Annotated in this window: 35 protein-coding genes and 1 riboswitch; of the genes, 25 read left to right on the top strand and 10 right to left on the bottom strand. The window is 35.4% G+C overall.

What is annotated here, in order from left to right; all coding sequences use genetic code 11:
- Positions 1-2 precede the first annotated feature (2 nt).
- From rpsS to rpsN, 10 genes are read left to right on the top strand one after another with little or no spacing between them, the layout of a single operon-like run.
- Positions 3-281: a 30S ribosomal protein S19 gene (rpsS, locus tag HMPREF2660_RS10115; protein ID WP_013598467.1), complete on the top strand. Its 279-nt coding sequence runs from the start codon at positions 3-5 to the stop codon at positions 279-281.
- Between the two features lie 9 nt (positions 282-290).
- Positions 291-710, top strand: a complete 420-nt coding sequence (gene rplV, locus HMPREF2660_RS10120) for a 50S ribosomal protein L22 (RefSeq protein ID WP_013598468.1) — start codon at positions 291-293, stop codon at positions 708-710.
- A gap of 2 nt (positions 711-712) precedes the next feature.
- A complete protein-coding gene (gene rpsC, locus HMPREF2660_RS10125; RefSeq protein ID WP_013598469.1) occupies positions 713-1,435 on the top strand; it encodes a 30S ribosomal protein S3 in 723 nt (240 codons plus the stop codon).
- 30 nt (positions 1,436-1,465) lie between these two features.
- Positions 1,466-1,885 (top strand): 50S ribosomal protein L16, encoded by a 420-nt coding sequence (rplP, locus tag HMPREF2660_RS10130; RefSeq protein ID WP_013598470.1) that lies wholly within the window; start codon positions 1,466-1,468, stop codon positions 1,883-1,885.
- Positions 1,886-1,906: 21 nt separating this feature from the next.
- Positions 1,907-2,101 carry a 50S ribosomal protein L29 gene (gene rpmC, locus HMPREF2660_RS10135; RefSeq protein WP_070487055.1) on the top strand — a complete coding sequence of 65 codons (195 nt, stop codon included), beginning with the start codon at positions 1,907-1,909 and terminating at the stop codon, positions 2,099-2,101.
- Positions 2,102-2,116: 15 nt separating this feature from the next.
- Positions 2,117-2,374, top strand: coding sequence for a 30S ribosomal protein S17 (gene rpsQ, locus HMPREF2660_RS10140; protein ID WP_041942308.1), 258 nt, complete (start codon positions 2,117-2,119; stop codon positions 2,372-2,374).
- 11 nt (positions 2,375-2,385) lie between these two features.
- A complete protein-coding gene (gene rplN / locus HMPREF2660_RS10145; RefSeq protein WP_013598473.1) occupies positions 2,386-2,754 on the top strand; it encodes a 50S ribosomal protein L14 in 369 nt (122 codons plus the stop codon).
- A 13-nt stretch (positions 2,755-2,767) separates the two neighbouring features.
- On the top strand, positions 2,768-3,082 hold the full coding sequence (gene rplX, locus HMPREF2660_RS10150; RefSeq protein ID WP_013598474.1) for a 50S ribosomal protein L24: 315 nt from the start codon (positions 2,768-2,770) through the stop codon (positions 3,080-3,082).
- Positions 3,082-3,645 carry a 50S ribosomal protein L5 gene (gene rplE / locus HMPREF2660_RS10155; RefSeq protein ID WP_174254462.1) on the top strand — a complete coding sequence of 188 codons (564 nt, stop codon included), beginning with the start codon at positions 3,082-3,084 and terminating at the stop codon, positions 3,643-3,645. Before rplX ends, rplE begins: the two co-directional genes overlap by 1 nt.
- Before the next feature lie 3 nt (positions 3,646-3,648).
- Positions 3,649-3,918 carry a 30S ribosomal protein S14 gene (gene rpsN / locus HMPREF2660_RS10160; RefSeq protein WP_013598476.1) on the top strand — a complete coding sequence of 90 codons (270 nt, stop codon included), beginning with the start codon at positions 3,649-3,651 and terminating at the stop codon, positions 3,916-3,918.
- Positions 3,919-3,988: 70 nt separating this feature from the next.
- Here rpsN and HMPREF2660_RS10165 read toward each other — a convergent pair whose 3' ends face one another.
- From HMPREF2660_RS10165 to thiM, 5 genes are read right to left on the bottom strand one after another with little or no spacing between them, the layout of a single operon-like run.
- The gene (locus HMPREF2660_RS10165; RefSeq protein ID WP_013598477.1) at positions 3,989-4,624 is read right to left on the bottom strand and encodes an HAD family hydrolase; all 636 of its coding nucleotides are present in this window, start codon (positions 4,622-4,624) and stop codon (positions 3,989-3,991) included.
- Positions 4,609-5,271: a thiaminase II gene (gene tenA, locus HMPREF2660_RS10170; protein ID WP_013598478.1), complete on the bottom strand. Its 663-nt coding sequence runs from the start codon at positions 5,269-5,271 to the stop codon at positions 4,609-4,611. Before tenA ends, HMPREF2660_RS10165 begins: the two co-directional genes overlap by 16 nt.
- Positions 5,255-6,091, bottom strand: a complete 837-nt coding sequence (gene thiD / locus HMPREF2660_RS10175; protein ID WP_013598479.1) for a bifunctional hydroxymethylpyrimidine kinase/phosphomethylpyrimidine kinase — start codon at positions 6,089-6,091, stop codon at positions 5,255-5,257. Before thiD ends, tenA begins: the two co-directional genes overlap by 17 nt.
- Entirely contained in the window at positions 6,066-6,725 is a 660-nt protein-coding gene (gene thiE, locus HMPREF2660_RS10180; protein ID WP_013598480.1) for a thiamine phosphate synthase, read from the bottom strand. Before thiE ends, thiD begins: the two co-directional genes overlap by 26 nt.
- Positions 6,715-7,518 (bottom strand): hydroxyethylthiazole kinase, encoded by an 804-nt coding sequence (gene thiM, locus HMPREF2660_RS10185; protein WP_070487056.1) that lies wholly within the window; start codon positions 7,516-7,518, stop codon positions 6,715-6,717. The genes thiE and thiM overlap by 11 nt, the downstream gene beginning before the upstream one ends.
- Before the next feature lie 82 nt (positions 7,519-7,600).
- Positions 7,601-7,693: riboswitch (TPP riboswitch) on the bottom strand.
- A gap of 292 nt (positions 7,694-7,985) precedes the next feature.
- Here thiM and rpsH point away from each other — a divergent pair.
- From rpsH to rplQ, 14 genes are all read left to right on the top strand, one after another.
- Positions 7,986-8,387 carry a 30S ribosomal protein S8 gene (gene rpsH, locus HMPREF2660_RS10190; RefSeq protein WP_013598482.1) on the top strand — a complete coding sequence of 134 codons (402 nt, stop codon included), beginning with the start codon at positions 7,986-7,988 and terminating at the stop codon, positions 8,385-8,387.
- Positions 8,388-8,408: 21 nt separating this feature from the next.
- Positions 8,409-8,954, top strand: coding sequence for a 50S ribosomal protein L6 (gene rplF, locus HMPREF2660_RS10195; protein ID WP_013598483.1), 546 nt, complete (start codon positions 8,409-8,411; stop codon positions 8,952-8,954).
- Between the two features lie 13 nt (positions 8,955-8,967).
- Complete coding sequence (gene rplR, locus HMPREF2660_RS10200; protein ID WP_013598484.1) at positions 8,968-9,318, top strand: 50S ribosomal protein L18; 351 nt, start codon at positions 8,968-8,970, stop codon at positions 9,316-9,318.
- Positions 9,319-9,336: 18 nt separating this feature from the next.
- On the top strand, positions 9,337-9,858 hold the full coding sequence (gene rpsE, locus HMPREF2660_RS10205; protein WP_013598485.1) for a 30S ribosomal protein S5: 522 nt from the start codon (positions 9,337-9,339) through the stop codon (positions 9,856-9,858).
- A gap of 11 nt (positions 9,859-9,869) precedes the next feature.
- Positions 9,870-10,049 carry a 50S ribosomal protein L30 gene (rpmD, locus tag HMPREF2660_RS10210; RefSeq protein ID WP_013598486.1) on the top strand — a complete coding sequence of 60 codons (180 nt, stop codon included), beginning with the start codon at positions 9,870-9,872 and terminating at the stop codon, positions 10,047-10,049.
- Positions 10,050-10,078: 29 nt separating this feature from the next.
- A complete protein-coding gene (rplO, locus tag HMPREF2660_RS10215; RefSeq protein WP_013598487.1) occupies positions 10,079-10,537 on the top strand; it encodes a 50S ribosomal protein L15 in 459 nt (152 codons plus the stop codon).
- A gap of 10 nt (positions 10,538-10,547) precedes the next feature.
- On the top strand, positions 10,548-11,915 hold the full coding sequence (gene secY, locus HMPREF2660_RS10220; RefSeq protein WP_013598488.1) for a preprotein translocase subunit SecY: 1,368 nt from the start codon (positions 10,548-10,550) through the stop codon (positions 11,913-11,915).
- Positions 11,916-11,921: 6 nt separating this feature from the next.
- On the top strand, positions 11,922-12,137 hold the full coding sequence (infA, locus tag HMPREF2660_RS10225) for a translation initiation factor IF-1 (RefSeq protein ID WP_013598489.1): 216 nt from the start codon (positions 11,922-11,924) through the stop codon (positions 12,135-12,137).
- 94 nt (positions 12,138-12,231) lie between these two features.
- A complete protein-coding gene (gene ykgO, locus HMPREF2660_RS10825) occupies positions 12,232-12,348 on the top strand; it encodes a type B 50S ribosomal protein L36 (RefSeq protein WP_013598490.1) in 117 nt (38 codons plus the stop codon).
- A gap of 11 nt (positions 12,349-12,359) precedes the next feature.
- On the top strand, positions 12,360-12,737 hold the full coding sequence (gene rpsM, locus HMPREF2660_RS10230; protein WP_013598491.1) for a 30S ribosomal protein S13: 378 nt from the start codon (positions 12,360-12,362) through the stop codon (positions 12,735-12,737).
- 11 nt (positions 12,738-12,748) lie between these two features.
- Complete coding sequence (gene rpsK, locus HMPREF2660_RS10235; RefSeq protein WP_013598492.1) at positions 12,749-13,138, top strand: 30S ribosomal protein S11; 390 nt, start codon at positions 12,749-12,751, stop codon at positions 13,136-13,138.
- 31 nt (positions 13,139-13,169) lie between these two features.
- Positions 13,170-13,772, top strand: coding sequence for a 30S ribosomal protein S4 (gene rpsD, locus HMPREF2660_RS10240; protein WP_013598493.1), 603 nt, complete (start codon positions 13,170-13,172; stop codon positions 13,770-13,772).
- Between the two features lie 20 nt (positions 13,773-13,792).
- Complete coding sequence (locus tag HMPREF2660_RS10245; RefSeq protein WP_013598494.1) at positions 13,793-14,785, top strand: DNA-directed RNA polymerase subunit alpha; 993 nt, start codon at positions 13,793-13,795, stop codon at positions 14,783-14,785.
- Between the two features lie 12 nt (positions 14,786-14,797).
- On the top strand, positions 14,798-15,349 hold the full coding sequence (gene rplQ, locus HMPREF2660_RS10250; protein ID WP_013598495.1) for a 50S ribosomal protein L17: 552 nt from the start codon (positions 14,798-14,800) through the stop codon (positions 15,347-15,349).
- A gap of 64 nt (positions 15,350-15,413) precedes the next feature.
- On the opposite strand, the gene HMPREF2660_RS10255 is transcribed toward rplQ, so the two are convergent.
- The 5 genes from HMPREF2660_RS10255 to HMPREF2660_RS10275 all read right to left on the bottom strand — a co-directional run bounded on the left by HMPREF2660_RS10255 (position 15,414) and on the right by HMPREF2660_RS10275 (position 20,963).
- Positions 15,414-15,605, bottom strand: coding sequence for a hypothetical protein (locus tag HMPREF2660_RS10255; RefSeq protein ID WP_013598496.1), 192 nt, complete (start codon positions 15,603-15,605; stop codon positions 15,414-15,416).
- A gap of 81 nt (positions 15,606-15,686) precedes the next feature.
- Positions 15,687-17,003, bottom strand: a complete 1,317-nt coding sequence (locus HMPREF2660_RS10260; RefSeq protein WP_013598497.1) for a glycosyltransferase family 4 protein — start codon at positions 17,001-17,003, stop codon at positions 15,687-15,689.
- 1 nt (position 17,004) lies between these two features.
- Positions 17,005-19,626 carry a YfhO family protein gene (locus HMPREF2660_RS10265; RefSeq protein ID WP_083299124.1) on the bottom strand — a complete coding sequence of 874 codons (2,622 nt, stop codon included), beginning with the start codon at positions 19,624-19,626 and terminating at the stop codon, positions 17,005-17,007.
- Positions 19,616-19,846 (bottom strand): hypothetical protein, encoded by a 231-nt coding sequence (locus tag HMPREF2660_RS10270; protein ID WP_013598499.1) that lies wholly within the window; start codon positions 19,844-19,846, stop codon positions 19,616-19,618. Before HMPREF2660_RS10270 ends, HMPREF2660_RS10265 begins: the two co-directional genes overlap by 11 nt.
- A 4-nt stretch (positions 19,847-19,850) precedes the next feature.
- Complete coding sequence (locus HMPREF2660_RS10275) at positions 19,851-20,963, bottom strand: DUF6263 family protein (protein ID WP_070487148.1); 1,113 nt, start codon at positions 20,961-20,963, stop codon at positions 19,851-19,853.
- A gap of 411 nt (positions 20,964-21,374) precedes the next feature.
- Here HMPREF2660_RS10275 and HMPREF2660_RS10280 point away from each other — a divergent pair, with 411 nt between their 5' ends.
- Complete coding sequence (locus tag HMPREF2660_RS10280; protein ID WP_168160809.1) at positions 21,375-22,340, top strand: T9SS type A sorting domain-containing protein; 966 nt, start codon at positions 21,375-21,377, stop codon at positions 22,338-22,340.
- Positions 22,341-22,352: the final 12 nt, after the last annotated feature.

The following is a 22,352-nucleotide window of genomic DNA, read 5'->3' on the forward strand; positions in this document are numbered from 1 at the left end:
TTATGGCACGTTCATTAAAAAAAGGACCATTCATCCACTATAAATTAGAAAGAAAAGTATTGGCCAACGTAGAGTCAGGAAGTAAAAATGTGATCAAAACTTGGTCAAGAGCTTCGATGATTTCTCCAGATTTTGTGGGTCAAACATTTGCAGTACACAATGGAAAACAATTTATTCCTGTTTATGTAACAGAGAATATGGTTGGTCATAAATTAGGTGAGTTCGCTCCAACACGTACTTTTAGAGGTCATGCCGGAGCTAAAAACAAAGGAAAAAAATAGTAGAAGGCCATGGGATCTAGAAAAAGATTAAGTAATCAAACAATCAAAGAAGCGAACAAAAAAATCGCTTTTGCGAAATTAAATAATGTACCAACTTCTCCAAGAAAAATGCGATTAGTTGCAGATATTATTAGAGGAGAAGAAATTCAGAAAGCTTTAGGTATCCTTAAATACTCTAAACAGCATGCATCTATTTCATTAGAGAAATTATTGTTGAGTGCAATTGCCAACTGGCAAGTGAAAAACGAAGGGTCAGACGTTGAAGATGCTGGTTTGTATGTGAAAACGATTACAGTAGACAGCGCTCGTCAATTAAAACGAATTCGTACTGCACCACAAGGTAGAGCACATAGAATAAGAAAACGTTCTAACCACGTTACTATTGTATTAGGAACTAAAGAAGATAAACAAAAAGTAGAAGATCAATAAATATGGGACAAAAAACTAATCCAATCGGAAATCGTTTAGGAATCATCAGAGGATGGGATTCTAACTGGTACGGTGGAAATGATTATGGTGATAGAATTGCAGAAGATGCAAAAGTACGTAAGTACTTACGTGCTCGTTTATCAAAAGCCGGAGTTTCTCGTATCTATATCGATCGTACTTTTAAGTTGGTTACAGTGACGGTAACAACAGCTCGTCCAGGTATCATTATTGGTAAAGGAGGACAAGAGGTTGATAAATTAAAAGAAGAGTTGAAGAAAATCACCGGTAAAGAGGTGCAAATCAATATCTTCGAAATCAAAAGACCAGAACTGGATGCAATCTTAGTAGGTGACAGCATAGCAAGACAAATCGAAAATCGTATTTCTTACCGTCGAGCAATCAAGATGGCAATGACATCAGCAATGCGCATGAACGCAGAAGGAATCAAAATTCAGATTTCTGGGCGTTTAAACGGAGCTGAGATGGCACGTTCTGAAACGTATAAAGAAGGACGTATTCCATTATCAACTTTCCGTGCTGATATCGATTATCATATTTCAGAAGCACATACAACATACGGTCGTTTAGGGATCAAGGTGTGGATTATGAAAGGTGAAGTATACGGTAAACGTGAGCTTTCTCCACTTGTAGGACTACAAAAGAAACAAAACAAACGTTCTGGCGGAGCACACAGAGGTGAACGTTCTAATAGAGGAAAACGTTAATTAGTTGAACAACTAAAAAATTAGTAGATTATGTTATCACCGAGAAGAGTAAAATATAGAAAAACCCAAAAAGGTAAGATGAAAGGTAACTCGCAAAGAGGAGCTGAGTTGGCTTACGGAACTTTTGGGATCAAAACTTTAGACGAAGCATTCATTACTGCTCGTCAGATAGAAGCGGCTCGTATTGCTGCTACACGTTACATGAAACGTGAAGGACAATTATGGATCAAAATTTTCCCAGATAAACCAATAACCAAGAAACCTGCAGAGGTACGTATGGGTAAAGGAAAAGGTGCACCTGAATATTGGGTAGCTCCTGTAAAACCAGGACGTATCATGTTCGAGGTAGGAGGTGTTCCATTGGATGTAGCAAAAGAAGCTTTACGCTTAGCTGCACAAAAATTACCTGTGAAAACGAAGTTTATTGTAGCAAGAGATTACTCAATCTAATAATTTTTAAAATTGAACAGAATGAAAACAGAAGAGATTAGAAATCTTAGTATTGAGGATTTAAATGCTAAAATTGCCGAAGAGCAAAAAGCACTAGAACAATTGGAAATGACCCACGCAATTTCACCAATTGCTAACCCAATTGAAATTAGAAATGCACGTAAACTCGTTGCACGTCTAAAAACAATTTTGACTGAAAAACAAAAACAACAGTAATCACAAAATTTGTATCTGATGGAAAGAAAATTAAGAAAAGAAAGAATTGGTTTAGTAACATCAAACAAAATGGATAAAACTGTTGTGGTGTCTGAAACCAAGAAACAAAAACACCCTTTCTACGGAAAGTTCGTTTTGAAAACCAAAAAATATACAGCGCACGACGAAACAAACGACTGTAACGAAGGTGACACTGTGCGCATCATGGAGACTCGTCCATTGTCTAAAAACAAACGATGGAGAGTAGTAGAAATAATCGAAAGAGCTAAATAAGAAAATAAGTTATGTTACAACAAGAATCAAGATTAAAAGTTGCAGATAACACAGGAGCTCGTGAGGCGTTAGTCATTCGCGTATTAGGCGGAACCAAAAGACGCTATGCATCAGTTGGTGACAAAATCGTTGTAGCGATTAAAGAAGCCACCCCAAACGGAAACGTTAAGAAAGGTGCTGTATCTAAAGCTGTTGTAGTTAGAACGAAGAAAGAAGTTCGTAGAAAAGACGGTTCATACATCCGTTTCGATGATAACGCTTGTGTATTGCTTAACACACAAGGTGAAATGCGCGGAACCCGTGTATTTGGTCCTGTAGCACGTGAATTACGTGATAAAGAATATATGAAAATTGTATCATTAGCCCCTGAGGTATTATAAATAATCATTCAACATGGCAAAGTTAAAAATTAAAAAAGGAGACAACGTCGTTGTTTTATCAGGTTCTCATAAAGGGAAAACTGGTACAGTAGTGCGTGTATTCCCAGGCAAAGCAAAAGCAATTGTTGAAGGGGTGAACATCGCAAAAAAACGTGTAAAGCCAAGCGCACAAAATCCGCAAGGCGGAATAATCGAGAAAGAAGCTCCTTTATATATCTGTAAATTGGCTTTAGTTGATCCTGAAACTGGTAAAGCTACAAAAGTAGGTTACAAAGTAGAGGACGGAAAGAAAACAAGAATTTCTAAAAAAACAGGTAAAGCTATTTAATGATGAGTAAAACTTACAAACCGCGTCCGCAGGTTAAATATAAAGAAGAAATTGTAGGAGCTCTTAAAGAAGAGTTCGGATACAAATCGATCATGGAAGTTCCGAAATTAGAGAAAATTGTATTATCACAAGGTTTAGGTGCTGCAACTGCAGATAAAAAAATTGTTGATTATGCAATCGAAGAATTAGAACTTATCACAGGTCAAAAAGCTGTAGGAACCATCTCGAAAAAAGATGAGGCCGCATTCAAATTACGTAAAGGAATGCCAATCGGAGCAAAAGTAACTTTACGTGGTGAGAAAATGTACGAATTCTTAGATCGTTTGGTAACAGCTGCTTTACCACGAGTACGTGATTTCCAAGGAATCAGCTCGAATGGTTTCGACGGTAGAGGAAACTATAACTTAGGGATAAAAGAACAAATCATTTTCCCTGAGATCAATATCGATAAAGTGAAAAAAATCCAAGGGATGGACATCACTTTTGTGACCTCTGCAAAAACTGATAAGGAAGCAAAAGCTTTATTAACTAAGTTTGGTTTACCATTTACGAAAGAAAAATAAGTTATGGCAAAAGAATCAATGAAAGCGCGTGAGCGCAAAAGAGCAAAATTAGTTGCTAAATATGCAGCAAAACGTGAAGCTTTATTAGCTGCTGGTGACTATGAAGGATTACAAAGAATTCCTAAAAACGCTTCGCCTGTACGTTTACACAACCGTTGTAAAATAACAGGTCGCCCTAAAGGATATATGAGAACATTTGGTATTTCTCGTGTTACATTCCGTGAAATGGCAAACGAAGGGTTAATCCCAGGAGTGAAAAAAGCATCTTGGTAATCTAATTACAAAGAGCAAGTTATAAAGAAAACCTTATGCTATGCGTAAGGTTTTTTTGTTTTGGTGAGGTTTATATATCTTTGATCAACTCCCTAAAATCTGCTATGTAATTTGGGTGAAGACAAAAGGCTGAATTGTTGTAAATCTTATAATTTAAACCTGCAACTTTTGCTGAATTAATTCCGGTGAGTGAATCTTCAATAACTAAAACTTCTTCCATTTGTTTTTCGGATAATGATAAAGCTTTTAAATAAGGTTCTGCATTTGGTTTGCCTTTCGAAACATCATCTGCTGAAATAGTGTGATCAAAATAAGAGTGAAGTTTTAATTGCTCAAAAGCATACTTGACTTGTCTTTTAGAGGAATTAGAAACAAGAATAATTTGAATTTGATTGGCTTTTAAATGTTCCAATACTTCAACAACATGTTCATTTAATCGTAATAACTGATGAAAGTTATCGATGTAAAATTTTTCTGTCCATTCGATTATTTCCGCGGACAAAGCGTTGGTGAAGCGTTGCTGATTTTCTAACATCAATTGGATTGCTTCATTTGTCGTGAAATTCATCCCATCATTTTCTACCAAACATTTCGTATCCAAATGATATAGTTTAACAACTTCATCAAACATCTGCTCCCACAATTGTAGACTATCTACGATTACTCCATCAAAATCAAAAAAGATGGCATTTATTTTCTTTCCCATGTGATGTTTTTATAAGATGCATCCCAAAACCGATATTCTAATTCGCTTGCTTTGACAAAAGCTTCTAACATTTGCTCTTTTATTTTTTCAGTTGCTCCATCTGCAATCTTATCAACATAAGTTTTTGCTTTTCTTACTCCTTCACCAAATTCATTTCCACTATAGGTGTCTATCCATTTTTGATATGGATTATTTTCTTTTGCTTGATTTTTGATGATTTCATCACCAACTTCTTTGTAAATCCAAAAGCAAGGCAAAACAGCTGCTAATGCAATTTCGATAGGTTCGAATGCAACAGTACTTTTTAAGAAATGTGAATAATGGTGACAAACAGGTTGTGTTTCGATGATGATGTTTGGCGATAATCCAAAATCCTCAAAATAGGATTCGTGCAAAGCACGTTCAACAATTAATGCGTTTTTTCCGAATTCGAAAAAGTCGATGGCTTGTTGATTGTCTTCAGATTTTGATCCAATGGCAGCTAATACTCGTCCAAAATGTTCCAAATATTTTGCATCTTGTAACATGTAAAACTGAAATTTCTCTATTGGTAATGAGCCATTTTGCAATTCGATTATAAAAGGCATATTTAGAATATCATTGTAAATAGGTTCGATGGTTTCCCATGCTTTAGTTGTGAATGTCATACGTTTTTAATTTTTGTGGATTAAATAAATGATTAAGAGGTCCATTTCCTTTCCCAATTGCTAGGTCTTTACTTCCTAATATTGCTTGTTCAACATATTCTTGTGCTAGTTGTACACTTTGTGTGAGTGAATATCCCAAAGCTAAATTACACGCAATTGCAGAAGATAGTGTGCAACCTGAACCATGCGTATTTTTTGTCTTTATTTTTTGAGAGGTATAACTTTGTACAGGTTGTTCTTTTTGAAATAAATAACTGATAATTTTTTCTTGCTGAAGATGTCCACCTTTTATTAAAAGATTCTGACAACCTAAATTTAAAATCGTTTCTCCATAAGCAAGCATCAATTCAGCAGAATCAATTTTATGATTTACCAAAATACTTGCTTCATCAAGATTTGGTGTAATAAGCGTAGCCAAAGGGAAAAGTTTTTCTATGCAAGCTTCAAGAGTTTCTTCTTTGATTAATCGATGTCCACTGGTCGCAACCATGACAGGGTCATAAACAATCGGTCTATTGTAATTTTTTAATTCCTCTGAAATGATATGAACCAATTCAACACTATGAACCATTCCAATTTTTATTGCATCAGGATAAATATCCTCTAATATGGATAGAATTTGTTCACGAATTGCTTGTGCAGGAATTTCGTAAATATTTTGTACGCCTTTTGTATTTTGAACAGGCAATGCCGTCAATACATTTGTAGCATAACATCCATGAGCAGAAATTGTTTTGGTATCAGCTTGTATGCCAGCGCCACCGCTTCCATCATATCCGGCAATTGTTAAGACGCTATAGGGTTTTTGCATGGTATTCATTATTGTTAATAATTTGTTTTAAAATTTGGGTCGATTTTTTTGGATTTTTACTTCCGCAAATGGCAGAAACAATTGCAACACTATCTGCGCCTGCTTGTATGATTTTAGCAATATTACTTTCATTAATCCCGCCAATTGCAATCAAAGGTTTTGATGTTTTAGTTTTTAAAAATTTTAATCCATCAAAACCCCATTCAGTAATCGTATTGGTTTTTGTTGGAGTCGAAAATATAGGACTTACCCCTAAATGATGTACATATTTCATTTCATCATCATCCAATTGTTTGATATTTTCTAAAGACCAACCAATGTGTTTTAGAGCTTGTGTATTTTTCTTAATTTTAGAAGGTGATATATCAGCCTGCCCGACATGTATTCCCCAAGAGTCAACAGCGGTAGCAACCTCTAACGAATCGTTAATAATCAACGGGATATTGTAGTGGTCCGTAATATTTTTTAATAATGTAGCTTTTGAAATGTACTCGCCGACACTGCAATTCTTTTCCCGGAGCTGAATGATGTCAACCCCACCAATAATTGCTTGCTCTGCAACATCTAACCAGTGAAGATACTTACAATCTTTTTCAGAAATAACTAAATACAAAGGATAAGGAAAAGTTGGATTAATCTTCATGAACCGATATTTTTAAGTTTGCTCGAATTTCTTTTGCAGATATATGGTATAACGTGTCATACAAATTCATTTGTAAGGTTCCAGGACCATAACTTTTTTTCTGTGCCAATTCACCTGCTAAACTAAATACAGCCATACCGCTAACCGTTTCGAGGAAAGGATTTTTATTAAGACCAATAAAAGCACCGATACTAGCTGTTGCCGAACAACCTAAACCAGTAACTTTCGTCATTAATTCATGACCATTTTTAATTTCAATAATCAGATTGTTGGATACAATAAAATCTGAAGCACCTGAAATGCACACAACAGACCCAAACTTTTGATTTAAATTGTGTGCTGCTTTTATCGCTTGATTACTTTGATGCGTACTGTCGACTCCTTTTCCCTGGACAGTTTCGAAGCTATCTAAAGCTAAAATTTCCGAAGCATTTCCTCTTACCACGGTAGGATGATAGCGTAACAGTTCTTTTATAAGTTCGTTTCTGAAGGTTGAGATTCCAGCTCCAACAGGATCCAATATCCAAGGCTTATTCAGTTGATTTGCTTTTTCTGCTGCAATTAGCATACTTTCTGCCCAATAATCATCAAGAGTTCCGATATTGATGACTAATGCATTTGAGATTTCGACAACATTTTCCACTTCTTTATGTGCATGCACCATAACAGGCGATGCGCCAATTGCCAAAAGAACATTTGCAGTATTGTTCATCACCACAAAATTGGTGATGTTGTGAACAAGCGGATTTTTTATCCGGACAGCATGTAAATTTTCAATGATTAGATTTTCCATTAATTGATAATTTTTTAGATAAAACAATTAATGGCTAAAGAGGATTTTCTTCGAAAATAAAGCGTTGCAAATATTAAATAATTGCATAGACATTGCTTTTCCCTACGTCGGTGTTAATCGTATCAGGTTCAAAGGGACTCTCTCAATTCTTTTCAGAATACCCCTAAAGCCAAACCAAATTTATATAAATTGTTTCGACATTCAACTTTTTTTAAGAATAAAAAGAAGATTACATCAAGAATTAATGTTGAGATTGATTATAATGTGTAAGAAAATATAAGATTTGTTTTTATGCTTCATTTTAATCCCTAATAATTAATACGATTAATAATAAATTATTTGATGCACATTTTGTAGAATAAAAAAAAATAAATATCTTTGCAACCCAAATGCATAGAGCATTAAATAGTAAAGTTTAATCCTAAAAGTAGAGTTAGAAGGGCTAACTCTATACTATAGAATTATTTATGTACACAGATCCAATTTCAGATTTTCTTACCCGAGTAAGAAATGCAATGATGGCAGGGCACAAAGTTGTGGAGATTCCTGCGTCGAACTTGAAAAAAGAAATCACAAGAATTCTTTTTGAGCAAGGTTACATCTTGAATTATAAATTCGAGACTAATGAGAAGGGTCATCACTCAATCAAAATTGCATTGAAGTATGACAAATTAACTAAGCAACCAGCAATTAAAAAGCTTCAAAGAGCTTCGTCTCCTGGTTTGCGTCAGTATGCAGGAGCGAAGGAATTGCCTCGCGTTTTAAACGGTTTAGGTGTTGCCATTATATCAACCTCTCGTGGTGTGATGACAGACAAACAGGCACGTAGAGAAAACGTAGGTGGTGAAGTATTATGTTTTGTTTATTAATCTATTAACGCAGAAGAAATTATGTCTAGAATAGGAAACGCACAAATTACATTACCTTCATCAGCTAACGTAGAGTTTAAAGATAATGTTGTAACAGTGAAAAACGGTAACGTATCTTTGACTCAAGAGTTGAAAGAAGGATTTGATGTGAAAATAGAAGACGGAGTGTTGACGGTAGTTCGTCCGTCAGATTCGAAAGAAGATCGTTCGTTACACGGATTGTATCGAGCTCTTATTAACAATATGGTAGTAGGAGTAACGGAAGGTTTCAAAACTAGTTTAGAATTGGTTGGGGTTGGGTATAGAGCATCTAACCAAGGACAAAAATTAGATATGTCATTAGGATTTTCTCATAACATCATTATGGAGATGCCGGAAGAAGTGAAGGTAGAGACTGTAACTGAAAAAGGGAAAAACCCAATTGTAATTTTAAGCTCACACGACAAGCAATTATTAGGGATGATAGTAGCGAAAATCCGCTCTTTCCGTAAACCAGAGCCTTATAAAGGAAAAGGTATCAAATTTGTTGGTGAAATAGTAAGAAGAAAAGCAGGTAAATCTGCGTAAAAACTTGTAAAAAATGGCATTATCTAAAGTAGAAAAAAGACAAAAAATAAAAAGACGCGTACGTCGCAATATTTTTGGTACAGCTGAAAAACCACGTTTATCAGTTTACCGATCAAACAAAGAAATCTACGCACAAATTATTGATGATAACACAGGAACTACCTTGGTATCAGCATCATCACGTGAGAAAGGAATTGCGGCAGGAAATAAAACAGAAGTTTCTGCATCAGTAGGGAAAGCTTTGGCAGAGAAAGCAAAAGCAAAAGGAGTAGAAGCAGTTGTATTTGATCGCAATGGTTTCGTTTATCATGGTAGAATCAAAGCTTTAGCAGATGGAGCTAGAGAAGGTGGATTAAAATTCTAAAAAAGAAGAAAAGAAATTATGTTAGGATTCAATAACGTAGAAAGAGTAAAGCCAATAGGATTAGATCTTAAAGATCGCTTAGTTGGAGTACAACGTGTAACAAAAGTAACAAAAGGTGGACGTGCATTTGGTTTCTCGGCAATCGTTGTCGTAGGAGATATGAATGGAGTAGTAGGTTATGGTTTAGGTAAGTCTAAAGACGTAGCATCTGCTATTGCAAAAGCGATCGAAGATGCTAAGAAAAACTTAATCCGTATTCCATTACAAGGTGCAACAATTCCCCATGAGCAAGAAGCTCGTTACGGTGGGGCGCAAGTCTTCATCCGTCCGGCAGCTGAAGGTACCGGGGTAATTGCGGGTGGTACTGTACGTGCAGTGTTAGAATCTGCGGGGGTGCGTAATGTGTTATCAAAATCGAAAGGTTCGTCGAACCCACACAATGCGGTTAAAGCTACCTTTGTCGCTTTATTATCTTTGAGAAGTGCGGAAGAAGTAGCTCGTCAACGCGGAATTTCAGTTAGTCAAGTGTTCAACGGGTAAAAAATAATTTCATGAGCAAAGTAAGAGTAAAACAGGTACGTAGTGCTATTAATCGTGAAAAATCTCAGAAAGCAACTTTAATAGCTTTGGGGTTAACCAAATTAAATCAAGTAGTTGAACATGACGCTACCCCTCAGATCGAAGGAATGATCCGTAAAGTTCAACATTTAGTAGAAGTAGAAAAGGCCTAAGCGCTTTTAATCTTTAAAAGAGTTAGAAAATGAATTTAAGTAATTTAAAACCAGCACCTGGTTCAACAAAAAATAAATTCCGTAAAGGTAGAGGAGAAGGTAGTGGAAACGGTCTTACTGCAGGACGCGGACACAAAGGAGCAAAATCGCGCTCTGGATACTCTAAAAAAATCGGTTTCGAAGGAGGACAAATGCCTTTACAAAGACGTTTACCAAAATTCGGTTTCAAAAATATAAACCGTGTAGAGTATCAAGGTATCAATCTAGATACAATCCAAGCACTTGTAGATGAAAAGAAAATTACCGATACCTTGAACAGGGAAGTAATGTTAGAATTAGGTTTGATACACAAAAACGATTTAGTGAAAATCTTAGGTCGTGGAGAGTTGACTGCCAAATTAAATATTACAGCAGATAAGTTTACAAAAACTGCCCAAGAAGCGATCGAAAAAGCTGGAGGTAAAGCAGAATTAATTAACGAGAAGTAAATATTTTTGGATGAAAGGTTTTATACAGACCCTACAAAATATTTGGAATATTAAAGAACTAAGGCAAAAGTTATTATTAACTTTTGCTTTGTTATTGGTATACAGATTCGGTTCTTATGTACCACTTCCAGGGGTTGATATCAATGAAGTGAATCGATTTATAGAGGATCAAGCACACAGTAAAACGGGTATCCTTGGATTGTTGAATTCTTTTACAGGAGGGTCTTTTAGTAGAGCCTCGATTCTCGCATTGGGAATCATGCCTTATATTTCTGCTTCCATCGTGGTGCAGTTAATGGGACTGGCAGTACCTTCCATACAAAAATTACAAAAAGAAGGAGAAAGTGGACGAAACAAAGTCAATCAGATAACTCGTTGGTTAACCATCGGGATTTGTTTGGTTCAAGCACCTGCTTATCTCACGTTGACAACATCACAAATCCTCCCGTATGATCCTTCTTCTGGGTATGCATTTTACTTATTGCCACCATCGAATTTTTGGTTCTGGTTTCCATCAATCATTATCTTGGTAACGGGTACAATATTTGCGATGTGGTTAGGTGAAAAAATAACCGATAAAGGAATAGGGAATGGTATATCTATTTTGATTATGGTAGGGATTTTAGCAGATTTACCAAGAGCATTAATGAATTCTTTCGAAACAGATACCTCTGGCGGAATGTTTTTCTTGCTAGAAATTCTTGGTCTAATTCTGGTAATAGCTTTTTGTATCATGATAGTTTCTGCCGTACGAAAAGTACCTGTACAATACGTACGACGAGCACAAACCGGTAGCAGTAGTTATATACGTTCTGTAACAGATTCTGTACGTTCGTATATCCCTCTAAAAGTGAATGCTGCAGGTGTAATGCCGATTATTTTTGCACAAGCCATTATGTTTTTACCAGGAACAATCGCTAGTTATTTTCTAGATGGTGACAGTAGAATTCAACAATTTTTTGTTAAGATGGCCGATCCATTTACATTTGAGTATAACTTAATTTTTGGATTGCTCATTATCGTTTTTACTTTTTTCTATACTGCGATTACTATACCAGTCAATCAAATGGCAGAAGACCTAAAACGAAACGGTGGAATTATACCAGGAATCAAGCCGGGTCGAGAAACAGCAAATTATTTAGACGATATTTTGTCAAAAATTACTTTACCTGGTGCTTTTTTATTAACTTTGGTCGCTATTTTACCAGCACTAGTAAGATTGTTGGGCGTAGAACAGAGTTTAGCCATGTTTTTTGGAGGGACTTCTCTTCTGATTATGGTGAGTGTAATTCTTGATACGGTACAACAAATCAATACCTATTTATTGAATCAACATTATGATGGTATGATGGCATCTGGTAGAACATCAAGAAAATAAAGAAAGATGGCAAAACAAAAACATATCGAACAAGATGGTACGATAACAGAAGCTTTATCAAATGCAATGTTTCGTGTAGAGCTGGAAAATGGACACGTAGTAACTTGTAATATATCAGGGAAAATGCGTATGCACTACATCAAGTTGTTGCCTGGAGATAAAGTGAAAATAGAAATGTCTCCTTATGATTTGACAAAAGGACGTATTTCTTATCGATACTAATTTTAAATAGAATTTTAAAAATAAATAATAAATGACTGATAATAGAGTTAGTGGATAGCATTAACTCTATTGGACTATTAAAAAAATAAGAGTAATGAAAATTAGAGCATCTATCAAAAAGCGTAGCGCTGACTGTAAGATTGTACGTCGAAAAGGACGTTTGTATGTGATCAACAAAAAGAATCCGAAATTTAAACAAAGACAAGGTTAATTATTTAGATTATGGCAAGAATTTCAGGTGTAGATTTACCAAAAAACAAAAGAGGGGTAATCGGACTTACATACATTTACGGAGTTGGCAAAAGTACCGCTTCTAGAATTTTAGCAGAAAATAACATTTCTGAAGACAAGAAGGTTAGCGAATGGACAGATGATGAAATCAATGCAATTCGTAACTCGATTAACGAGGGCATCAAAGTAGAAGGAGAATTGAGATCAGAAGTTCAATTAAACATCAAACGTTTAATGGACATCGGATGTACAAGAGGAATTCGTCACAGATTAGGTTTACCATTAAGAGGACAGAGAACAAAAAACAATTCTCGTACTAGAAAGGGTAAAAAGAAAACAGTTGCTAACAAGAAAAAAGCCACTAAATAATAAATAGGATCATGGCAAAAAATACAAAAGTAGTTAAGAAAAGAAAGGTCGTAGTAGAGGCTACGGGACAAGCTCATATTCAAGCATCGTTTAATAATGTTATTATAACTTTAACAAATAAAAACGGTGAAGTTATTTCTTGGTCATCTGCGGGTAAAATGGGTTTCCGTGGTTCTAAAAAGAATACTCCATATGCAGCACAAGTAGCAGCACAAGATGCAACTTCCACTGCATACGAAGCAGGGTTAAGAAGAGTGAAAGTTTTCGTTAAAGGACCAGGACAGGGTCGTGAGTCTGCTATTAGAACTATTCATAATGGTGGGATCGAGGTTTCAGAAATTGTGGATGTTACTCCATTACCACACAACGGATGTCGTCCACCGAAAAAACGTAGAGTATAATAGTTATTAATTAGTATTAAGCAAAAGAATCATGGCAAGATATACAGGACCTAAAACAAAAATTGCAAGAAAATTTGGTCAAACCATTTTTGGTGATGATAAATCATTCGAAAAGAAGAAGTATCCTCCAGGACAACACGGACCAAACAAAAGAAGATCAAAAAAATCTGAGTACGCAATTCAATTAGCTGAAAAACAAAAAGCAAAATATACGTACGGGATTTTAGAACGTCAGTTCGAGAATATGTACAAAAAAGCAAATGCTTCTAAAGGGATTACCGGTGAAGTATTGTTACAATTGTGTGAGTCTCGTTTAGATAACGTAGTGTACCGTTTAGGGATTGCACCTACACGTAGTGCTGCTCGTCAATTAGTATCTCACAAGCATATTACTGTAAACGGAAATATCGTAAACATCCCATCATACCAATTAAAAGAAGGAGATGTAGTGGCAGTAAGAGAAAAGTCAAAATCTTTACAAACAATTAAAGATTCTTTACATGCACGTAGAGAGTACGAATGGTTAGTATGGAACGACGAGCAAACTTCAGGGACATTTACCAAAGCACCAGAACGCGTTCAAATTCCAGAAGATATTAAAGAATTATTGATCGTCGAGTTGTATTCAAAATAAACCTTAAATCAGAAATAATAATGTCTATATTAAATTTCATCAAACCTGATAAAGTAATCTTAATCGAATCTGATACTCAGTTCGGACAGTTTGAGTTTCGACCATTAGAGCCAGGTTATGGGATTACGGTTGGAAACGCATTAAGAAGAGTTTTGTTATCTTCTTTAGAGGGATATGCAATAACCTCTATTAAAATAGAAGGTGTAGAGCATGAGTTTTCAACTATTCCAGGGGTAGTGGAAGACGTTACAGAAATTATTCTTAATCTGAAAAAGGTTCGTTTCAAAAAACAAATTGATGAATCAGATGCTGAAAATGTAACTGCAACTATCTCAGGACAAGATCAATTAACAGCAGGTGATTTAGGTAAATTTATCTCAGGTTTCCAAGTATTAAATCCTGAATTGGTTATCGCTAACTTAGATTCTAAAGTAAACTTAACTATTTCGTTTACTATAGAAAAAGGTAGAGGATACGTACCAGCTGAAGAGAATAAAAAAGCTTCTGCGCCTATCGGAACAATAGCGATTGATTCTATTTATACGCCTATTAAGAACGTAAAATATGCAATCGAAAACTATCGTGTAGAACAAAAAACTGATTATGAAAAATTGGTTTTTGAAATTACTACCGACGGATCTATTTCTCCACAAGACGCATTAACCGAAGCAGCAAAAATCTTAATACATCACTTTATGTTGTTCTCGGATGAGAGAATTACATTAGAAGCTGAAGAAGTTGCATCAGGTGAAGCATATGATGAAGAAGCTCTACATATGCGCCAACTACTAAAAACTAAATTAGTAGACTTGGATTTATCGGTTAGAGCATTAAACTGTTTAAAAGCCGCGGAAGTAGAAACACTAGGAGAACTAGTTTCTTTCGCAAAGTCTGATTTAATGAAATTCAGAAACTTCGGTAAAAAATCATTATCCGAATTGGAAGAATTGGTAGATAGCAAAGGTCTAAGCTTTGGTATGGATACCTCTAAGTATAAATTAGACGTAGAATAATATTTATTAAAAATGAGACACGGAAAAAAAATAAACCATTTAGGTAGAACAGCATCCCACAGAAAAGCTATGCTGTCTAATCTTGCGATCTCGTTGATCACACACAAGAGAATCAATACTACTGTAGCTAAAGCCAAAGCATTACAACGCTACATCGAACCATTGATTACAAAATCAAAAACTGACGATACCAATAACCGTCGTCAAGTATTCTCGTATTTGCAAAACAAATATGCAGTTGCAGAATTATTTAGAGAAGTTGCCCCAAAAGTTGCAGACCGTCCAGGTGGATATACCCGTATCATTAAAACTGGATTCCGTTTGGGTGACGGAGCAGAAATGGCACTTATCGAATTGGTAGATTTCAATGAAATCTATACAAACGAAAAAGCTGAAAAGAAAACAACTACTCGTCGTTCTCGTCGTTCTAAAGCTAAAAAAACAGATGAGACCGTAAGCAATGAAACAGCTGAAGAAGTTAAAGAAGAGAAAACTCCAAAAGCTAAAACTGCTAAAAAAGAAGAAGAGCCAAAGGCTGATGAAGCTAAAGAAGACAAAGAGTAATTATATTGTCTATAAATTCATAAAAAAGGGATTCATTCTAATAGAATCCCTTTTTTTATGCTTTTCAATCGTTTTTCTGTTTAAAATATTTCACCAGTCCATAACCGACAAGAAACACGCCCAGAACCAAAATAACCGCATTAGATACATCCATTTTATCTTTTCCTTCCAAGCGGTCATTGAAGAAGATAATACTTCCGACAACCAATAATAATATAGCTATCGTAAGAATCGTGGTAGGGTTCTGTTTTTTCATGTTAGAAAAAGTTTTTGATGACTAAAATACATAAATGCAATGATTTTTTTAGAATCAAAAAAGTTAGTTTAGTGTATGAAATTACTGTTCGTAAGAATTTTTTAGCATATTATCCATTAGGTACACTAATTTTTTTGTTAAGTTTTTTCGAGAAAATTTTTCTACTTCCGTTTTATTTATTGGGAGTTGTACTCGAGGGTTATTCAACCATTGTAAATATAGACGACGAATAAACTGTTTGATTTTTTCTTTCTCCCGATATGAAAAATATTTACCGGTTTGTGTCTGAATTAGTATTTTTTCAACATCCGAATCGGTAGGCCCAATAGCTAAAATTGGATTTTCGGTTGCCATATATTCGAATAATTTTCCGGGTATAATTCCTCTCGAAGCCGGATTATCAAAATTACTCATGAGTAGAATATTGGCTTTGTTAATGGCTTCTATAGCTGTTTTATGAGCTACATAACCGTGTACAAATACATTTTTTTCTAGACCATTTTCTGTGATAGTTTGCAAAACATCTTCAGCCAAAGCACCATAGAAATTTATACGTAAGTTTTGTGCAAAGCTTTTGTCTTCTTTCATCAGTTCTGCCAAAGCTTCCCAAACTACTAGAGGGTTTCTCAACATTTCCAAGCCTCCTGAGTAGGTCAGTTCAAAAAAATGGGAGTCTTTTGATGAAACTTGTTTTACATCCTCAAAACCATTGGTAATAACTTCTACTTTTCTTGCACCCAATTGACGGAAATTTTCTCCATCCGTATAGCTTGTTGCCAGTAGAACATCTGCTTTTTGTATGACTTCTTTTTCTAAATTTCTGTGTTTTTTCGCAGCCCAATTCGTTAATTTTAGTTCTTTATGATAACTTATGTCGGTCCAAGGATCTCTAAAATCGGCAATCCAATGAAGATGATCTAGACGTTTTTTCAGTCCCAAACCAATCAAATGCATACTATGAGGAGGTCCTGTGGTAATCAATATATCGATCTTTTCTTCTTCGATATATTTTGTCAGAAACTGTATCGAGGGGCGAACCCAAAAAAAACGAGCATCAGGAATAAAGAAATTTCCTCGAACGAAAACTGACAATTTTGATAAAAAACTTTGTTGTTCCTTTTGCTCGAAATGACCTGCTTTGTAAGCCTTGTTTTTTGGATTCAATTTTTCCGCCAGCTGATACGGTTCCCAGATTGTAGTGTGGATAATCTTTACTTTAGGATTGATTTCTCTCTCCAGACTTTCATCAATAATTGGATAGGATGGATTTTTGGGTGTATATACATATGTTTCGTAACCCAATTCGGGTAAATACTTAGTAAACTTCAACCAGCGTTGTACCCCAGGTCCGCCCGAAGGAGGCCAATAATAAGAGACGATTAAGACTTTTTTTGCCATTTTATACCTGTGTCGATATAACTTTCTTTCGGTCGTAAAGTTTCTTCAAACCAAAACCACTTGCTGCCAAAAAGATAACCCAAGCAATCATAGAAACAGTAGTGCCTAAGGAAATAACTTTAGGTTCGAAAATAAATTCTATCGTATGTTGTCCTGTTTCTAAAGGTAACGCACGTAAAAAATAATTTGCTTTATGAATTTCGACTTCTTTTCCATCTACTAGAGCTTTCCACCCATGTGGATAATATATCTCAGAAAACACTGCCAATTGTGGTGTCTTGGTCGTTGCCTCATATGTTAATTTTACCGGATTATAATGTGTAAGTTTTATGTGGGCAGTGGTATCTACAGTAAAATCGGGTAAAGTAGCATTTGATTTATCTTTGTTGAGAATCGTCGTTGTTTTTGGGTCTGTATGCTGAATTGCTAAAATTTCTTCGTTGGCATTATTTACCCACTTTATGTTAGCTGTAAACCAAGCATTACCCAAAGCTTGTGGATTCTGATTGATTTCGTGTTGTTGTACGTTCCCGAAAATAAGATATTTTGTGTTCAACATATTGAAAACATTCACCTTTCCTGCATTATCAGTAATTCCGTAGGCTTTCATTTTTTCAGGATCCGATGACAAATATATGTCGATAATATCTTGATAACGACCTAATTTCGCAGCATGGTAACCGCCAATAGAATTGGTAAAATAAGATGTTGTCGCTTCATTAAAGGTTCCTAAAGTCTCATTATAAACTCGGTAATGCGTTTTATCTTTTTCAGACAATTGCTTCAAAGTATTATTAATAGGCACCTGATAAGCAATTCGCATCACATTATTGTTGAGATTTGCTTCGGACTCTAGTCGTGGTGACATTTCGGTAGGAAAAGGATTTTCTACAAATTGTTTAGATATGAAGTTATCTTCGTTCAAATATCGCTTGTTTACCAAAAGTCCATCTATCAAAGCCAGAAATGAAATGGCCAAAATTGCAATCGTTTTGTTTTTTAGTAGTTGATATTGATATGCAAAAAGTACCAGAAGTGTAGCCATTACAAAGAGCAGGGTTCTCAATGTATCAGCTTTGAAAAGTGCTACACGATCTTTTATCAACGCAGTTTTCAGCTCATTCAGATGGTTATTCCAGAAGCCTAAAGCTTGTGGATTATATTGCTGTACAATCCCAATAAATTGTTGATGAATTGATTCATCAAAACTACTTGTAAACGAGAAAATTGTTGGACCAATTGCATACAAAATCAATAAAAAAAGTACAACGCTCCCGCCAACTATCTGTAATATTTTGGTTTGATTATTTCCTGTTTCTTGAAAAAAGATGTAAACAGAAATCATTGCTAACAGAGGCATGGTAAATTCTGCCATAACAAGAATAGAAGATACCGCCCTGAATTTATCGTACATCGGGAAATAATCGATAAACAAATCGGTGAGAAAAGCAAAGTTTTTACCCCAAGCTAAAACTATACTCAGTAGTGTGGCAGAAAGAAGCCACCATTTGTATTTTGCCCATTTTCCTCTGACCAAAAACAAACCTAAAACAAATAAAAATACAACAACTGCTCCCTGATAAGCGGGACCAGAAGTGCCAGGCTGTTCGCCCCAATACGTACTGCGAGATTGATTCGCCAACATCTGAAAAGCTTGTTGATTGAATTCGTCTTCGCCAATAGAATAGTGCATATTCTGAAGGGTCTGAAGATAATTTTTCAATTGTTCTTCTCCGCCCGATGATGCTCCTCCATAGAAATTCGGAATAAATAGATTAAGAGTTTCTAATTTACCATAACTCCACTGTGTTATATAATCTTTTTCTAGACCTCCTTCGTTTTTGCGCAATAGCGTCATATCCGATTTACCTCTTGTGGTTTCTTTAGAATACTCGTACGTAGAAAGTAAACGCGGAGCATTGATGCCTAGAGCTAGAACAGTAGCTGCAACAACAAGAGCTGAAGATTTAAGAAAATGAGGAATTTCTTTTTTTTGATAACTGTCAACCGCTTGGATGATGACAAAAATCAACATGACCAAAAACAAATAAAAAGTCATTTGTATATGATTGGCTTGTAATTCTAACGCCATAGATAAGGTGGTGAGTAGAAAGCCAGCAATATGTTTTTTTCGATACACCAATAATATACCGGCGACCAAGGGTGCAAAATATGCAATTGTATGCACTTTTGCATTGTGCCCTGCTGCAATAATGATAAAATAATAGGCACCAACAGCAAAGAAAATTGAGCCAGCTAAAGCATACTTCCAGTTTCGGAGAAGGGTAACTCCTAAGATGAAAAAACCGGTGAAAAGCAAGAAAATATAATCAGCAGGTCGTGGTAAAAATCGAATTATTCGATCGATGGCTTTGATAACATCACCCTCGAAATAGGAACCAGTCTGATAGGTTGGCATCCCTCCAAACATTGCATCCGACCAATAAATTGGCTCGCCTGTTTTGGCTTGATATTCCAGCATCTCATTCGCGCTACCTAAATAATTGATAATATCGGGTTGTACCAATGCTTTGCCCGAAAATACAGGCGCACAGTAAATTACTGCTACCAAGGCAAAGAATACCAAGGTAAATATCGAAAATAAAAGATTGTTATTTTTCATCCTTATCGTCTATAATTTCGTAATCTATAGTTTCTGCTTCAATATTGAATTTTGGCTTGTCGGAAACTGGTTTTTGGGGTTGATTTGATGATTTATTGATATGGTTTTGTTGCCTCAAAGCATCTTTGAAAACTTTTCTTGCTACAAAAAATGTTCTGATAATCCGTAGAAAAAATAAGCCAATAATAACAAGTAATATGGCGACAAGAATGTATTTCATAGCATTAGTTTACAAGGGTTTGTACAGTTGTATTTTCGGTGCGTGTTTGTTTTTGCCCCTGACTTTCTATGGTTTCTTTCACCGTTTTTTTCTGGGTTATATCCACTTTTTTGATCCAACCAGAAGAAGTATCCAAGTAAATATTACCCGAAATGGTAGATTGATCATTCATAGACAAGTTTACCGTTTGTTCTTTTTTGTCGGGCGTTGGCATTTTCTGGGTTTCGCTTCCGCTAACTTTTTGGGTTCCTTTTATCGAAATTTTTGTGGCAGCTTCTTCTATACTTTCCAATGTTCTGGTTATTTTAGAGGTTCCTTTTAGAGGTCCTTCGTTTACCTTATTTTCATCCGACCAACTCTCTTTTATTTTTAGTTTTTTGTCTGGATAAATGTTCATCGTTTCTTGGAATTGCATTTTTATCGCTTCTTCGCTCAGAGATACTTTTAGCATTTCACTCAAAGCTTTTTGTTCTTCGGCAGAAAGAGAACTCTTCATCGATGACTCTATCCCAGAACGGATTGTCCCCAAACCATCTACAGAAATTACCTGACCACGATCATTCATTTTCATGGTATAACTTTTCCCGATAATTGATTTGTACACTTGCCAAGACATAGCAGTCATTTGATCGCTCGGTTTGTTTTTGCTGGTGTCGAAAGAAAATACTTTTCCAGTAGGATCGGTTAATTTCTCAGAATATTGACGGAAAGTAACTTTCAACGTATAGGTGCCGTTCTGATAATCTTGTACCGTATAGTCGATTTTTTTTCTGCTTTCGTTCGATAGTTTTAGACTCTGTGTTCCGTCGCTTACATTTCTTGTGGTAAGAACTGTGAGGTTTATCGGATAGGTTTTTCCTTTTTCTAGGTTGTATTTAAAATCGTAACGATCATCTTCATTCTTTATGAGCGCAACACTCTCTACCGAATTCTCTTCACTAGTTACTGCCAAACTATCTTCTGTAGGTTTTGGGATTGTGTCTCCTTGTTCTGTTACCACCAATTCGTTTCCATTTGCATCTTTTCCTACAACTTTTAGGTCGTCTTTGTTCGAATCTTTTTTACAAGAAAAAAAGCTTAGTCCTAAAATTGCTGTTGTGATGAAGAATTTTTTCATAAAATTTTTATTGATTGCTATTTTATCGTCAAAAGTAATCAAATAATATGGGAAACGGAGAAGATTTCTGTAGGATAAAGCTCAGAACTATGATAAAATTTGTTAAAATAAATGGTTGGGTTTGATGTGATAAAACGAAAAAATTTCACTGTAAAATATTGACTGGATAATTTCTTTTATTTGAGGCTTTTGGGCAGTGCAATTCTACAAAATCAAGATTAAGTCATCAGAGAGGGAATTTAATTATAAAAAAATATTTTATATAGTTGGATTGAACTGAAGATAACAAAGTTTATGTAGATTTATCAATTTTTTATCGATAGCTAATCTTTTTTGTAAATAATACAAATATCTTTCCACTGTATGTGGATTGTGTGTATAAAAACAATATATTCGCAAAAAAATAATAATATGAAAAGATTTTATTTATTGAAGTTGATATGCTTTGTACTCGTTGTTACATCGACTATCAGTTATGCTCAAATCATACCAATTGGGGTAGAAAATTTGAAACCACGTTTTACCAATACATCAGGGCTATTTACACAAGAAGTGAATCCTGAATACGGAATAGGCTCTTCGGTTGCACAAGACGGAACTGGTTACTATGCTTCCGATGATTTTCTACTTCCACAGACAGCAAAGATCAGTAGTATGGAGTTTGTAGGTTATCAGATGCGAGATAATCTAGAAAATCTATACAACGGTGCTGTTTTGTATATCTATGAGGATGATAATGGGAAACCTGCAGGAATTCCTGGTAAGACGGGAACACCTGTATATACATTGGATCTTGCTAAAGATGATCCTAATCTTACATTTACCAAAGTAGAGTCACTGGTCTATAGTTTCTTGGTTCAAACGCCAGATTTCACGGCACATGCTAATAAAAAATATTGGGTAGTGTTTGCTCCTAAAGTAAATTTCAGTGTAAAGTTTGACTATTGGGAAATGTGGAACTGGTTTAATAGTATCAATTTCAGTGGTAGTGATGCTATGAACATAGATCCTGATAATTTTTTTGGTGCAGGATTAACGTACTGGTTGTCTATAACAGAAATGACCGGTGGTGAATTTGGTGACGCACTAAAAGGAATGGCAATGAACCTGAATGGCGAATCTTTGGCAACCAATGAAATATCGATGAATAATGATGGTGTTGTCTATCCGAACCCTGCGGTTGATAACATAAACATTAGAATTGGTAAACAAAACTCTGTAAATAAGCTTGAGATTTTTGATACCAATGGGCGTCTTGTGAAGACGGTAGAAAACTCTACTAGTGCAGATGTCTCGAATTTAATTCCTGGGGTGTATACTGTTACGATTACTTTTGGTGACGGAAATCGTGTTACCAAAAAACTGATCAAAAAGTAATCATTATAGCTA

It is taken from the genome of Weeksella sp. HMSC059D05 (assembly GCF_001809725.1).
GTDB classification, from domain to species: Bacteria; Bacteroidota; Bacteroidia; order Flavobacteriales; family Weeksellaceae; genus Weeksella; species Weeksella virosa.